Source organism: Halomonas sp. AOP12-B1-6 (assembly GCF_052379225.1).
Taxonomy (GTDB): Bacteria; Pseudomonadota; Gammaproteobacteria; order Pseudomonadales; family Halomonadaceae; genus Vreelandella; species Vreelandella casei.
Genome location: NZ_JBQSYK010000003.1, coordinates 298,401 through 312,716, shown reverse-complemented (window position 1 = coordinate 312,716; position 14,316 = coordinate 298,401). Strand labels below are relative to the sequence as shown.

The window sequence follows — 14,316 nt, the reverse complement described above, 5'->3', positions numbered from 1 at the left end:
GGTTTAACCAGCCAGGCATGGGCAATCCTCGCGCGAGCATTGGGTGTTACTGATCTTGCCGCAGAGAGGCATGATGGCCGCTTCACTTAGCTGGTAATCCTTCAGCTTGGGCAGCGAGGTGGGCGGTATCGCCTCATGCACCTCAGCCATCGCATGCCCGGGCAGTAGGGGAGCCTCCACCGCCTGCCCGCTGCCATTGCCAGGGCTTCCGCCAGCGTTGACGCGTACCTTGGGGCCAGCGATGGTAATGCCGCTACCATCTAACTTAAGAAAACTGCCGCCTGCGTTCAGGGTGAGTTCGTCACCCGCTTCAAGCACGACTTTGTGACCTGCCTTGATGTGCAGCTCGCGGCCGCTTTCGCTGAGCCATGCTTGGCCTGCGTCGATATGTAGCGTGCCGTCAACGCTGAAGTGCTGCTGGCCTTCGGTGTGTTCAAAACGGTTGCCGTGAACCGTGTGGTGGTCGTCGTTATCGACTTCGCTGATGCGGTCATTATTGACCTTCAAGAAGCTGTCGTTGCGGACCTCTTCGATACGGTCGTTAAGCGTTAACAGTTCCAGGTCTTTCTGGGCGTGCAGCCAAATCTGTTCTTCACCCGCTTCGTCTTCAAAGCGCAGCTCGTTAAAGCCTTCGGCTTTGTGGCTCTGGGTGCGCAGCACCGTGCGGGTTTTGTGCTCGGGAAGAGGGTAGGGCGTGGTGTTCACGGCGTGGTAGATACGCCCGGTGACCAAGGGCTGATCAGGGTCGCCTTCCAAAAACGAGACGATGACCTCGTGGCCGATGCGCGGAATGGCGATGCTGCCGTAGCCGCCGCCCGCCCAGCCTTGGGCGACGCGTACCCAGCAGCTGGCGTCTTTTCCAGCGGCTTCGCCGCTAGCCCCGGCGGTATTAGGTTCGGCGTAGCGATCCCAGGGGAACTGTACTTTGACCCGGCCGTGTTCGTCGCAGTGAATTTCTTCGCCTTCTGGTCCAACCACAAAGGCTACTTGAGGGCCATCCACGCGGGGCTTGGGATTAGGGGTGGCTCGCCAAGGGGCATCACCGGGAATTAGCGTGACCTGGTTGTAATAACGGGTCATCCCGTTGGCATCACCTTGAGTCATCCCATCTTCTTCCAGCGCCTGGGGCTGCTCGCCGTGGTGAGTAACGCTTATCGCCTGCCAATCACGGTTGAGGCTTTCAGTATCGTGATCTGTGAGTGTAAAGCGCAGGCCAGGCGCGAGCTCGGGCAGATCACTTTCAGCATTGGCGGTGATGGCTTCTCGGCGCAGCTGCTCCAGGCGAATGCGGGTGAAGGGCTCGCCGGAGGCGTCCTGCTTATAGCGGCCGGGGTAATCAAAATGTTCGTAGTCAGACTGCTGACCGTGTGTCTCGACATCGCGGCCCAGATGTTCGTGCAACTGCGCGTAAGCCGGGTTCTTGAAGCTGTAGTCTTTCAGCGTGGCGGAGGCCGCGGCGACGCGGGCCTTTTGGCTCAGCTTGCGTACGTGGCGGCTGGGAGCCGTGCCACCGGCTCGGCTGTGATAAGTGCGTTCGCCAAGGCTCGTTAGCACTTGCGGATCGTCGGCAAAGATCAGCCGGTGGGCGCCGCCATCGCTGCCTTCACCTCGTTCAGCAAATTCATGAAAGTAGAACAGACCTTCTTCGGCGGCGAGACGCTCGATAAAGGCGAGATCCGTCTCGCGGTATTGGACGCAGTACTCGCGTTCAGGAAGGGTTCGGTTAACCGCAAAGGCCAGATCGGTGATACCGCGCTCATCGCACAGGGTGTTGATGATGGTGAGCGGGTCGGCCTTCTGGAAAATTCGCGAGTTCTGGCGTAGCGAAAGCCGCCAAAGGGCGGGGCGCAGTACTAGCGAATAAAAGGTGCGCCTGTGGCCGCGATCACCTCGGCCAAATTCAGCGATGATGCCGTGCACGCGGCGCAGCAGTTCGCCATCCTGCCAAATAGTCAGGGTGGCTTCGCGGTCCAGAAGATCGGCGGCGTCTAGGCGGCCATCGCGGCTAGCCAGGTTCAGCGCCAATTCAAAGGGCTGGGAGAGCGTCTCGCGGTGGGTGAAATCGATCACCGCGATATCATCAACGCCGGGTAGCGTCACCGTGAATTGCAAACCGGTGCTGAGCGTCATGCCCCCTCCAGGGATAATTGACAAGGGTAATCTAAACAAATGAGAAACGATCAGGATAACGACCTGACTCCTCACAGCAACCCTTGGTCGCTATCTAGCGGCAATGTCTTACAAGCCGTGTAGGCAATGTCTTACAAAATCGGCGTTTGATGATTAAAAAGTAAACAACGTTGCCCTCATGAGCTGTGGCAGAGGTGTTATTCTGCCTGCCTTAGTCGCAGGTAAAAAAAAGGAGAGGGGCGTGTCGGGGGTGATCTACTGGCTGGACATGGCGGGGGTTATTGTTTTTGCGCTTTCAGGCGTTATTTTGGCATGCCGGTCAAAAATGGATCCGATGGGGATGCTGGTACTCGCGGCGGTAACCGGGATTGGTGGCGGTACCATTCGTGATTTAGTCCTGGGCGTACGACCGGTATTTTGGGTGGCGGATCCGACGTATTTATGGGTGATTTTAGCCACCGTGTGTGTGTCCCTGGTAGGGTTTCACTATATCCATCGCCTTTCTCGCGGCTTTTTACCGGTGGCGGATGCGTTTGGGCTGGCGTTATTTACGGTGATTGGCACGCATAAAGCGCTGTTACTCGGTAGCTCCGGCACGGTGGCTGTATTGATGGGCATGATGACCGGCGTGGCGGGGGGCATGATCCGTGATGTGTTGGCCCAGCGAGTTCCGATGGTGCTGCGCGAAGAGATATACGCCACTGCCGCCATGGCCGGTGGGATTGTTTACGTGGCGCTAGACGCCTTGAACGTACCGCTGACGATAACCATTGGCGCCTCATTAAGCGTGACGCTAGGGCTGCGCTTAGCGGCAATTCACTGGCATTTAGCGCTGCCGGTGTTTGCCTGGGTCACCGTGCCGCCAAAAACCCATGATGAGAGCACAACGCCGCTGTCTAGCCCGCAAAAAGCCAAGGAGCGGGTCAGAATGATTCGTCGAGAGCGTAAAAAACGCTAACACTATCATTCTGGTTGGTGAGTTTTTTGCCAATGATCAAACCACCGGCGCGGTTGTATCACGCGTAGAGTAGGTTCGCTGTCGACTAGCGCTACGCCAACGCCCAATGGGCCGATGCGGGCATAAAGTGCCCCGTTAGCGAGCTTGTCTTGCAGAGTAACGTCGGAGAGCAGCAGCAGCGGCCCGCCGGTAAGCGTAAGATCTTGTAGCCGAATACGCTGGTCGTCGATCTGCAGCCGAGCCGTGCCGTTGATATCGTGCACGTTTAACAATCTGCCTAGCCAATCACTTTCACGGGCACGGGCTAAGAACAGTCGTGCCAGCAAGCCGGTATCGCGCATTCCCAAACGCAGCTGGCTCGTTAGGTGAATAGGGTCATCCCATTCAAGCTGCGCTTGCTCCATACTGAGTTGTACCCACCAGCCGGCGTCCGGCGCACCTTGCTCACTTAGCCGAAACACGTTTTCTAAGCGTAGAAACGAGTCGTTGGCGGTGAAGCGCCGCGCTTGTAAATCGCCTTCGGTTAGATTTAAGTAAACTTCAACATCGCCACGTAACCGCTGATCAAGCAGCTCCATGTCAGCACCAAAGGCACGAAGCGTGATTTCCCCCTGGGCCTCTAGCCCATCAAGTCTCCATTCGCTGGCAAGGTTTGCTTGTCCACCTAGCAAGCGAACCCCGGCATCCTCGGGCAGATAGCGGTTGTAGCGAGTAAAGTCTGGCACATCGATAATCGGCATAGCGATGCGGGTGACGAAGTGCTCTGGCTGTGGCGACTTAAGCACCTCGCTAAAGCGGTCGGTTTGAGTGGTAAGCGCAAAGTGGCGGCCTTCAAGGTGGGGGCGGTCATCGTTTTGGCGCATCAGCGCGAAGTTAGGGATACCCAGCGATAGCTGAGCCTGCTCAGCGCTGTCCAACTGAGCGGTGAGTTCGCCGCGCCCGGTAGCCAAGTAGTCGAGAAAGGCGACCTCAAGCTGATTAGCATTAACGCGTAGCCGGGTAGGTGCTAGGAACTGTTTGTCGCGAAAGGCTCCTTGAGCAAAAAGCTGGCCGCTGCCTGCCAGCGATAGGCCATGAACATCGGGAAGAAAAGTATTTAAGAAGCCCAGTTGTTGCACGCTACCTTCAAGGGAAAACTGCCCGCTAGGCACGTTTTCGCGGCGTTGAAATCGGCCGTCGGTGAGAATCAAAATACTTTCCAGCTGCTCGTCAGGCTGCTCTAGGTTGGCCACTTGCCAGCTCAGCCGAGTGCCGCTGATATTCAACGCGGAGCCATCCAACGCCGCTTGTCGAATAGGCAGAAAAAGCTGCATATCACTTGTGAGAGTGCCGGTGCTTTCGCCGTGCTGCCAACGGGTGGTCATTCCTTCGCCGGATAGATGCACTTGCCCAGTCGCCTGCTCAGACGTTACCTGAAGCTGGCCGTGGCTGCTGGCTTGGCCGCTCAGCAGTTGAAGCGGGGCAGGCTCAGGTAATATCGCCCCCAGGTACGTTTGAAGCACGCTAATATCGGGTAGCTGTGCCGCTTGCCAACTGAGGGTTGCCGTTGCTTCTTGGCGCGCCCTTTGTGTGTCTAACGGGCTCTTTGCCGTTAACTCGATGTCAGCATCGGCAAGCAATGTTCGCTGATGGTGCGTTAGGGTCGCATTGGCGAACGTTAAGCGGGCGTCAATGTGTTCGTCAGGCGTGAGTCGTGCAGTAAGTGAGCCGCTGCCCTGTGCTTTAAAATCTAGCGTCTCGGCAGCAAGCAGCGGTGCCTGAATGGCCAGCGACGCCTGCTGAGGGCGAGCATCAACCAGCGTGGCGCTCGCCTCTATTTGTCCATTGCCGGAAAGCCGTATGCCTTTGCCGTCAAGCGTTGGCGCTAGATAGCGATCAAACATGTCCAGGCGAATCACGCGGCCCTGTAAGGCGAGCGTGACATTGGTGGGGAGATCAAGCCGGTCTAGCCGCTGATTGGGTATCTGAGTGGCAAGGCGTAGCTCAGCATTTTCAGCATAGGGATGAGTGTCAGCCAGCGTTACGTCAGCCAGTTGCGTCGAAAAATGTAGCTGATCATTCTCAACCGCCAGGCGGACTTGGCCTTTGCCGGTTGCCGTGTGGCGCGGGGGTGGGTTGTCTGCAATGAGCCAGCGCGGTGAGCCACTGGGTGTGCGTAGGCGCTGTTCATCGACCGCTAAACGCAGCGTAGGGGAATCCAGCGTTAAAACACTGCCGTGCTGTAACTCACCAGCGGTTAGATCAAGTGCGCCTGCTAAAGCCCCGCGCCCCTCAAGAGTCAGCCAGGGCAGGGCGTTGAGGTAAGGCATGAAAACATCCCAGGCATCTGCCTGCGCCTCAATCTGTAGCTGGGCAGAAAGCGCTGACAATAGATCGGGATTCAGTTCACCCGTCGCAGCGGCCACGGGTGTCACGCTGGTTAATGTTGCATCCGCGTTGAGATTGATATCGCGTACTAACGTGGCATGATCACTCAAGCGCACTAAACGACCGTCAGTAATCGCTAGGGAAAAGTCGGGGATCGCTAAGGTGTCGCGCGTTAACGTGGTATCCGCCACGTGCAGCTGGCCCTGCGCCTCAAGGGCAATATCACCTACGGTGAGGCGGCGGATGCCTTCGGCATCCAGCGCTTCGATATGCAGTTCTCCGCGTAATAGGGCGAATAGAGAGAGCGAAAGAGTCGCCCGCTCGGCTTCAATGCTGATGGGCAGCGCCGCATCTTCGCGTGCTAAATACAGACCCTCTACTTCCCAGCGGCCGGGGTGGCGGCTGGCGCCCTGCTCCCAACGTATTTCAATGCCATCAAATTGAGAAATGCGCTCGGGCAGCCACTGGCTGTTGAGCAGCCAATAGCTGCCTGCCACCCAGATAGCGATGATAAACAGTAGCCCAATCAACATACTTAATAGCAGGCGTGGTAAGCGTTTTTTACGCGTGTTGGCATTTGACATAGTGGCTTCCCTAGCAGATAACTCCTGTTGAGCCGTGTTTTATGGCATTATGCGCGACGTTGGGCACTGACGGGTTTTCGATTTCAACGCTAGGCAGGCAGCTAACGCCATGTTTAAGGATTTTTACGCGCAGCGCGGAGAGTATGTAGTGATCTCTGCAGAGCAGGCCAGCCGTTTCGCTAAAGGCGTGGCTGGCGACTACAACCCTATCCATAATCCGGGAGCGCGCCGTTTTTGCGTTCCTGGCGACCTGCTATTTGTACTGGTACTGACAAAGTTCGGTTTGTCGCGGCAGATGGAGTTTCGTTTCACCAACATGGTGGCGGCGGAGACGCCGCTTAAATTTTGCGAAGCGGATAATGGCTCCGTTCATGTTTGCGATGAGAGCGGGAAATGCTACTTACAAGTGCTGCGCAGTGGTGAAACCACCCACGACGTAGCCGCAGTGGAAGCCTTTGCGCGCTGCTATGTAGCGTTTTCGGGCAAAAACTTCCCGCACTATTTAAAACCGCTGATGGAGCAGCATGGGGTAATGTTCAACCCTAAACGCCCACTGGTAATCTACGACAGCATGGGCTTTTCACTCAAGCGCTTAGATGGTTTTTCACCGGGTTTAACGTTAAATCAATCGTCGCTGAGTGTTCAGGGGAAACGCGCGGATGCGCTGCTGGAGTTTTCCATTGAATCCGCCGGCGAAGCGGTCGGGGTCGGCTCTAAAAAGCTCGTGGTTAGCGGGCTTTGCAGTTACGACGCAGACGAAATGGCCGCGATTGTAGAAGAGTTTTATCGCCTAAAGGCCGCTTACGAAACGGCCTAGGCGTCAATGTGTTTGATGGCTGCTCTTACTTACTGATTAGGCTTTTCCTGTACCGTTAAGCCTACCGTGGTAATGCGACCACCGAGCGTTTCTAGCACTGCCAACGTCAGCCCTTCAATCTGTATCGAGTCGCCAGCATTCGGCTGGCCGGCTAAGGTATTGCGTAGCAGCGAATCCAGCGTCATATGCTGGTCCTCTTCTTGGATCAACAGGCCATAGGAGTGGTGTAAATCGTCTATCTTAGTGCTCCCCTTAAGCTTCAGCTCCTGATCCGGTAATTCGCTACTGATGTCATCCACGGCATCAGAGAGCACGCAGTCAATAAAGGGACGCGTTTCAGGACGAAGCACGACAAACAAATGATCGCCGGCCATTAACGTCGTTGAGCCTCGCGGTGGAATGACATCTTTACCACGGGTAATCATGGCGACCACGGTGGTATCCGGTAAGGCCATTTGTGAAAGCCGCCGTCCTGCCGCTCGCGGGTGTTCGCTCAACGTGTACTCAACGATATCAGCATCGACTTCTTCAATTGCCGTGATTTCAATACTGGCTGCTGACAAGGCGGGCGGTTTTTCAGTGAGCCTAAGCCGGCGCGCCACTAGTGGAAGCGTGGTGCCTTGGATAGTGGCTGAAATAAGCACCACGAAAAACACCACGTTGAAGATTAACTCCGCTCCTTCAAGCCCAAACATCAGCGGAAAAATAGCCAAGATAATCGGTACCGAGCCCCGCAATCCGACCCAGGCGACTAATGTAGTTTCGCGGGCGTTGAAGCCAAATAGACGCATAATCGGTATAACGGCAATCGGGCGGGCAACTAGAATCAGCACGGCGGCGATGATGAGACCTTCAAGCCAGACATCGAGTAGCGAAAGGGGATTGATCAGTAGTCCGAGCACCACAAACATCATGATCTGACTTAACCAGGCCAGCCCGTCGTGAAATAAGAAGGTGCTGCGCTGGAAGACAATTCTATGGTTACCAATCACCACGCCGGTTAAAAAAATCGCGAGGAAACCGCTGCCTCCAACATTAGCCGAGATGCCAAATGAGAGAAAGCCACAGGCCGCGACCATCACCGGATAAAGCCCCGATGCGACAAGATGTATACGATTAATTATTTTTACTGATGCCCAGCCGACTCCAAGCCCCACGAGTGCGCCAACCCCCATTTGAAGGACGAAAAGCTCCAGCAAGCCCACGCCTGGCTGCATACCGTTAACCAGTATTTCTAGCAGGCCTACGGTCAGAAAAATCGCCATCGGGTCGTTCGAGGCGCTTTCTATTTCTAAGGTGTATTTTAGTTTTTTGTTGATATGTATGCCGGCATTACGCAATAGCGAAAAGACCGCCGCTGCGTCTGTTGATCCGACAATCGCACCTAACAGTAGGCCTTCTAACAAGGGTAAATCAAGAATATAAGCTGCCGCTAACCCCGTAATAACGGCGGTGATTAATACCCCGAAAGTCGCTAATAGCGAAGCAGGTTTCCATACTTTCTTAATTGAGGATGTCGGCGTTTGTAGTCCGCCATCAAATAGAATCATCGCGAGAGCTAGCGTGCCGAGCGCATGTGCACCGGCGGGATTGTCGAAGGCGATGCCGCCAACACCACTCTCACCCGCTAACATCCCTATGACTAAAAACAGTACTAAAACAGGTAAGCCAAGACGCGCAGATAGCTTGCTTGATACGATGCCGACTAATATCAGTATCGCGGCAAGTAAAATGAGATGATCAACTTGAAACATAAACGTAGAGCCCTTTTAACTTCGCCCATAACACGAACAGGCAGTGAACTTTCTGCCATGTCGTGACTAATAAAACAACGGTTGACTAACCGACTTACGTGCTAGGCGGGGCTCTGCTGGGAGGAAGAGAGGCGCCAAAGTAATAACGATCGTTAGGCACAAAACCGTTAACGCCGCTTTGATGGAGCAGGGGCGGCATTAGCGTGGGGAAAACGTTGCTTAAGAATCCATCGTCTGAATGTAATTTAAAGATTTGTAGAGGATTATCATCCGCTTGCTGCTTGAGTGAGTCATTTCGAATCCGCAGCTTATCCGGAATATGCGCAACGCTCGCTTTATCCGACTGACTGTGCAGGCTTTTATGAATCTGCGCCACGCCTGCTAAATGAGGTGAGTAGAGGTGTTTAGCGGCACCCAACAGTAAGATCGAAAAACAGCAAAGAGTGAGTAGACGGGAAACCCATCGCGACGGATGCTCCTTGTGTTCGCAACGCCCATGCCGCATGGCATCTTCCTTGAAAAAGCCGTTTGTGAGGCGCCTTTTATACCTTAGGTGAGGAATATTTGCATCAGTCTGCGATGGGCAGGACATCAATATTTACCTCCAAGCAATGCTCACCACTGCCATTCATCACGCCTTTGAGCGGCGCTACGCCGGCGTAATCCCGGCTCCAGGCGAGCACGGTGTCGTCGGTAGGATCAGTTGTCTCAATTGGAAAGGCTCATTGACGCCACGCCGAAGATTTTGTTTACTCATATGATACCTGATTGACGTTAACGTCAACTTGCTGCTATACCCTGAGCACCCATTTATTATCGCTAACGTGTGTCAGCAACCGCTTTCCAACAATAAATATGCATTTTCAAGTAATAGGAGCAGCACTATGTCCGTTCGCCAAATCCCTATGGTTATCGATGGTCAGCCCGTGCAGTCACAAAGCCAAGAGTGGCACGACGTGGTTAACCCTGCGACGCAAGAAGTGGTCGCGCGGGTGCCGTTCTGCACGGCGGAGGAAGTGGAGCGCGCGGTTAGCAGCGCCAAAGAGGCGTTTAAGACGTGGCGTAAAGTGCCGCTGGGCAAGCGTATGCGTATTATGCTCAAACTCCAGGCCTTGATTCGCGATAACACGTCGGAACTCGCGGCATTGATTACCGAAGAGCATGGCAAAACTCTGCCGGATGCGGAAGGCGAAGTAGGTCGCGGGCTAGAAGTCGTAGAGCATGCTTGTTCGATTACCTCGCTACAGCTTGGCGAGCTGGCAGAAAATGCGGCGAATGAAGTGGATGTTTACACCATGCACCAGCCGCTCGGCGTTGGCGCTGGTATTACCGCGTTCAACTTTCCGATCATGTTGCCCTGTTTCATGTTTCCGCTGGCCATTGCGACCGGCAATACCTTTATTCTAAAGCCGTCGGAGCAAGACCCAAGCTCTACCATGCGCTTGGTGGAATTGGCCCACGAGGCTGGCATCCCGCCGGGGGTACTCAACGTGGTGCACGGTGGCCCGGATGTCGCCAATCAAATTGCTGATCATCAAGATATCAAAGCGCTTTCATTTATTGGCTCAACCCACGTAGGCTCGCTGCTCTATAACCGCGCGGCGGTGGCAGGCAAGCGGATGCAGGCGATGATGGGCGCTAAGAATCATTGCGTGGTTATGCCCGACGCTAACCGCAGCCAGGCCATTAATAATTTACTGGGCTCGGCATTTGGCGCCGCAGGCCAGCGCTGTATGGCCAACTCGGTGGTCGTGCTCGTGGGCGATGCTCGGGAATGGTTAACCGATATTGTTGACGCCGCACGTAATATGAAAGTGGGGCCGGGTACCCAGCTAGATGCAGACTTAGGCCCACTAGTCTCACCCGCTGCGCGTGATCGTGTGTTGCGCTTAATCGATGCGGGTGAAAAAGAGGGTGCCAAGCTGATGGTCGATGGCCGTAACATTCAGGTAGAGGGTTACCCTAACGGTAACTTCGTTGGGCCGACGCTGTTTGCCGATGTGACCGCCGATATGACTATTTACCGCGAAGAGATCTTTGGGCCCGTGCTTTGCGTGGTCAGTGTTGAAACGCTGGATGATGCCATTGCCTTTATCAATGCCAACCCTAACGGTAACGGCACCTCGATTTTTACCAACTCAGGCTGGGTGGCGCGTCGCTTTGAAACTGACATTGATGTGGGGCAAATTGGTATTAACGTGCCGATTCCTGTCCCGGTGGCATATTTCAGCTTTACCGGTTCTCGGGCGTCGAAGCTCGGTGACTTGGGGCCAAACGGTAAGCAGGCAATCGCATTCTGGACGCAAACAAAAACCGTCACGGCACGCTGGTTCGAGCCGGAGAACGTTTCCAGTGGCATTAATAGCACGATTTCGCTGGGCTAAAAGAAACGCCGATTTTAGCTATATTAGGCCCCGCTTAAGCGGGGCCTAATGGTCGTAGGGCAAAGCAATTAACAATAAAGAGGTGATTATGTTGCCATCATTAAGTCGCTTTAACGTGCCAGAAACGCTCGAGGCGTTGCCCGACGATATTCGTACTACGATTCTGGCCGTGCAGGAAAAAGCAGGCTTTGTGCCCAATGTTTTCCTAATGCTGGCCCATCGGCCCGCTGAGTTCAGGGCATTTTTTGCCTATCACGACGCGTTAATGGAGCGGGAGTCAGAGTCGCTCACTAAAGCAGAGAAAGAGATGATTGTGGTCGCTACCAGTGCGCGAAACCGCTGCTTATATTGCGTGGTGGCGCACGGTGCGCTGGTGCGTATTTATAGTAAAGACCCGCTGTTGGCCGACCAGGTTGCGATTAATCATCGCGTGGCGCCTATTAGCGAGCGCCATCGTGTGATGCTCGATTTTGCTATGCACTGTGCGATAGATGTGGGTGAAATGACCGACGAGTGGTCTGCGCGGCTGCTGGCCGTCGGCTTCAGCCAAGAGGATTGCTGGGATATCGGTGCTATTGCAGCCTTTTTTGGTTTGTCTAATCGACTGGTCACGCTGGCGGGTACGCCGCCTAATGAGGAGTTTTATCTGATGGGGCGCATACCTCGCGAGGCATCAACTGGTAACGTTTAAGCGTTACTTACCTTCACTTTCCTTTACTGAGGCGCGGTTTTCAGTGAGGATAGCGCCTCCACTCACTGTCGCCAGGGGAGCCCTTATCAACGGGGCTGAGAATGCGCGTTGCGCAGACCCTGGAACCTGATCCGGTTCGTACCGGCGGAGGAAGCGCGACATGCTTTACCTAACGTCAGCCGTACTTGGCGCGGCGCTGTGCTGCTTTGCTTTTTTAGGCCTGCGGACTCGCAGGGTTGATGGCCCGCTTGATGACTATATGACAGCTCGCAATTCGCAGACGAGCTCGACTCTCGGGCTTTCCTTTCTCGCGTCAGGCATGGGGGCGTGGATTCTCTTTGCGCCCCCTGAAATTGGTGCCTTCGTGGGCCCGCTTGCGCTAGCAGGCTACGCGTTTGGCTCCACATTACCCTTTATTATCTTAGCTCTTTATGGGCCTAAGATTCGCCGCGCGCTTCCCGAAGGGCGTAGCATCGCCGAATTTGCACAGGCGTGCTATGGCCTCGGCGTACGGCGCTGGGTCACGCTGGTGTCCATTGCTTACATGGCCTGCTTTTTGGCCGCCGAGCTAACGGCGATTGGTGCGATAACAGCATTGTTGTCTGATGTACCTCCCTCACTCGTGGTGATTGGCGTCGCGCTGACTACGCTTATTTACACGGTAGTGGGCGGCCTGCGCGCCAGCCTTGCCACTGACCGCTGGCAGGCCTGGCTGCTGCTGGTGCTATTGGTCGTGGTAGGCAGCATGGCGCTTTGGCGGCTTCCTGCATTGCCTAGCGAAGCGGCGATGCCTGCTATCCCTGTTACCAGCGCGCTCAGTGTGGCATTAACACTAGTGATTGCGGTAACGGCCGCCAATTTATTTCATCAGGGCTATTGGCAGCGCGTATGGGCTGCTAAGGATGACCACAGCCTGGGTCGTGGCGCATGGCTAGGCGGCGCTATGACGATGGTGGTGGTAATGGTTATTGGTAGTTTAGGCATTTTAGCAGCGATGAGCGGTGTTGCTCTGGGCACACCGCCTATGCCGTTTTTCGCACTGCTAACGGATGCACCCGCTTGGCTATCGCTACCTGCGCTGGTATTGGCTGTTACCTTGGTAGCTTCCAGTGTTGATACACTCCAGAATGGCATTGCCTCGCTTATCGTCGCACGCAGCGAAAAGCGCGGTGTTTCGCTGGAGGCAGCCCGCTGGGCGACGGTTGCATTAATGATTCCCGTGGTAGTGGTTGCTTTACAGGGATTATCGATACTGCGGCTTTTCCTTATTGCCGACTTACTGTGCGCCTCCATCGTAGTGCCGGTGTTGCTAGGGCTATGGCAACGGATGACGCCAATAGCCGCCATCGGGGGCGGCGTTGCTGGGCTGCTCGGGGCTATTTTGCCCGGGTGGTTAAGCCAAGGCAGTGTCAGCGCAGGAGTGGTGGCGGCGAGCTTTCCTGACAGCATTCCAACGTTAGGCCCTTTTCTGGGCGCATTGGTTATGTCAACGTTAGTTAGCGTGGCGCTTGCCTATGCTATAAAAAAACAGCCTGTGTAGAAGGGAGTCGCCTAGCGTGGGCTTGGTGTGCCGGGAATGCATCGCTATAGTGGATAAGTACGTAGAACGATTTGCGCTTCTGAGCGCTCGCTAATCGCAAGGACGACTATGATTAGAGCTATGCTTACTACGCCCGATGGTGCGGTTCACGAAGGCAATGAAGACTTGCTGGCCATGTGGCAATCCACGCCTGACAGCCATATCTGGATCGATATGCAGGGTGAGACGCAGGACAGTGAACGCACCATTTTAGAGGCTTTCAAATTTCATCCCATGGCGATTCAGGATGCTCATAAGGAGCGCCATCCGCCAAAGATTGAAGAGTTCGATAATCACACGCTGATTATCTACCGGGGTATTTCCTCCTTCGATGCTGAGTTGAATTATCTGCCGCAGCAGATATGTTTTTTTGTCGGTGAGCGCTTTCTAGTCACGCTTCACCCCGGTGAGGCGCTCAGCATTGAGCGGCTGTTTAATGAGCACGGCAAGAAACTGCTGGCGCATTCCCCTGAGCATGTCGCGCTGCGAGTGATGTATATTTCAGCCGGCTTTTATATCGATAGTCTGCTCGAATTTGAAACTGAGCTAAGCGATTTGGAGGATGAGCTACTCGAAAATGGCAACGATGCGCTCATGCGCAAGATCATCACCTATCGCTCTCGGCTGGTGAAAATGCGCCGAATCTTTAGCTACCATCAGGGAATTACCCAGGAGCTAACGGCTTACGACTACGAGCATGTGCCCCGCGAAGAAAGCGAGACGCTCCACGCGATTAATGATGTGGCGGATCGTTTCGAACGTCTCTATACCTTGACCCAGATGTACTATGAAATTTGCGGTGACTTAATCGATGGCTATATTTCTATTTCATCCCACCAGCTAAATATCACTATGCGTGTGCTGACGGTGATTACCGCGATCTTTGTGCCGTTGACGTTTATTGCCGGCATTTACGGCATGAACTTTGCCAATATGCCCGAGCTGCGCTACGAGTATGGCTACTTTTTTGTATGGGGAGCCATGTTGGGCATCGCTGGAATACTGATTTGGTTATTCAAGCGTAAAAACTGGTTTTAACGCCATACAACGGA

Annotated in this window: 10 protein-coding genes and 1 riboswitch; of the genes, 6 read left to right on the top strand and 4 right to left on the bottom strand. The window is 54.7% G+C overall.

Annotation, left to right across the window (positions count from 1 at the left end; all coding sequences use genetic code 11):
* Positions 1–3: 3 nt before the first annotated feature.
* The gene (gene tssI, locus ACT3TR_RS10540; RefSeq protein ID WP_444625248.1) at positions 4–2,130 is read right to left on the bottom strand and encodes a type VI secretion system tip protein TssI/VgrG; all 2,127 of its coding nucleotides are present in this window, start codon (positions 2,128–2,130) and stop codon (positions 4–6) included.
* A 241-nt stretch (positions 2,131–2,371) separates the two neighbouring features.
* Between tssI and ACT3TR_RS10535 the strand changes: the two genes are divergently transcribed.
* Positions 2,372–3,088 carry a trimeric intracellular cation channel family protein gene (locus tag ACT3TR_RS10535; RefSeq protein ID WP_441684658.1) on the top strand — a complete coding sequence of 239 codons (717 nt, stop codon included), beginning with the start codon at positions 2,372–2,374 and terminating at the stop codon, positions 3,086–3,088.
* A gap of 5 nt (positions 3,089–3,093) precedes the next feature.
* Here ACT3TR_RS10535 and ACT3TR_RS10530 read toward each other — a convergent pair whose 3' ends face one another.
* Complete coding sequence (locus ACT3TR_RS10530; protein ID WP_444625249.1) at positions 3,094–6,039, bottom strand: hypothetical protein; 2,946 nt, start codon at positions 6,037–6,039, stop codon at positions 3,094–3,096.
* 109 nt (positions 6,040–6,148) lie between these two features.
* Here ACT3TR_RS10530 and ACT3TR_RS10525 point away from each other — a divergent pair, with 109 nt between their 5' ends.
* The gene (locus ACT3TR_RS10525) at positions 6,149–6,856 is read left to right on the top strand and encodes a DUF3581 family protein (RefSeq protein WP_441684662.1); all 708 of its coding nucleotides are present in this window, start codon (positions 6,149–6,151) and stop codon (positions 6,854–6,856) included.
* 29 nt (positions 6,857–6,885) lie between these two features.
* On the opposite strand, the gene ACT3TR_RS10520 is transcribed toward ACT3TR_RS10525, so the two are convergent.
* Positions 6,886–8,610 carry a potassium/proton antiporter gene (locus tag ACT3TR_RS10520; protein WP_444625250.1) on the bottom strand — a complete coding sequence of 575 codons (1,725 nt, stop codon included), beginning with the start codon at positions 8,608–8,610 and terminating at the stop codon, positions 6,886–6,888.
* 94 nt (positions 8,611–8,704) lie between these two features.
* Positions 8,705–9,115 (bottom strand): hypothetical protein, encoded by a 411-nt coding sequence (locus tag ACT3TR_RS10515; RefSeq protein WP_441684665.1) that lies wholly within the window; start codon positions 9,113–9,115, stop codon positions 8,705–8,707.
* A 379-nt stretch (positions 9,116–9,494) separates the two neighbouring features.
* Here ACT3TR_RS10515 and ACT3TR_RS10510 point away from each other — a divergent pair, with 379 nt between their 5' ends.
* The 4 genes from ACT3TR_RS10510 to corA all read left to right on the top strand — a co-directional run bounded on the left by ACT3TR_RS10510 (position 9,495) and on the right by corA (position 14,302).
* Positions 9,495–10,994, top strand: a complete 1,500-nt coding sequence (locus tag ACT3TR_RS10510) for a CoA-acylating methylmalonate-semialdehyde dehydrogenase (protein WP_444625251.1) — start codon at positions 9,495–9,497, stop codon at positions 10,992–10,994.
* A gap of 88 nt (positions 10,995–11,082) precedes the next feature.
* The gene (locus ACT3TR_RS10505) at positions 11,083–11,685 is read left to right on the top strand and encodes a peroxidase-related enzyme (protein ID WP_441684669.1); all 603 of its coding nucleotides are present in this window, start codon (positions 11,083–11,085) and stop codon (positions 11,683–11,685) included.
* A gap of 63 nt (positions 11,686–11,748) precedes the next feature.
* A riboswitch (TPP riboswitch) is annotated at positions 11,749–11,856 on the top strand.
* Positions 11,846–13,225 carry a sodium:solute symporter family transporter gene (locus ACT3TR_RS10500; RefSeq protein ID WP_096278771.1) on the top strand — a complete coding sequence of 460 codons (1,380 nt, stop codon included), beginning with the start codon at positions 11,846–11,848 and terminating at the stop codon, positions 13,223–13,225. (Overlaps the previous riboswitch by 11 nt.)
* A 108-nt stretch (positions 13,226–13,333) precedes the next feature.
* Positions 13,334–14,302 carry a magnesium/cobalt transporter CorA gene (gene corA / locus ACT3TR_RS10495; protein WP_096278773.1) on the top strand — a complete coding sequence of 323 codons (969 nt, stop codon included), beginning with the start codon at positions 13,334–13,336 and terminating at the stop codon, positions 14,300–14,302.
* The last annotated feature ends 14 nt before the right edge of the window (positions 14,303–14,316 follow it).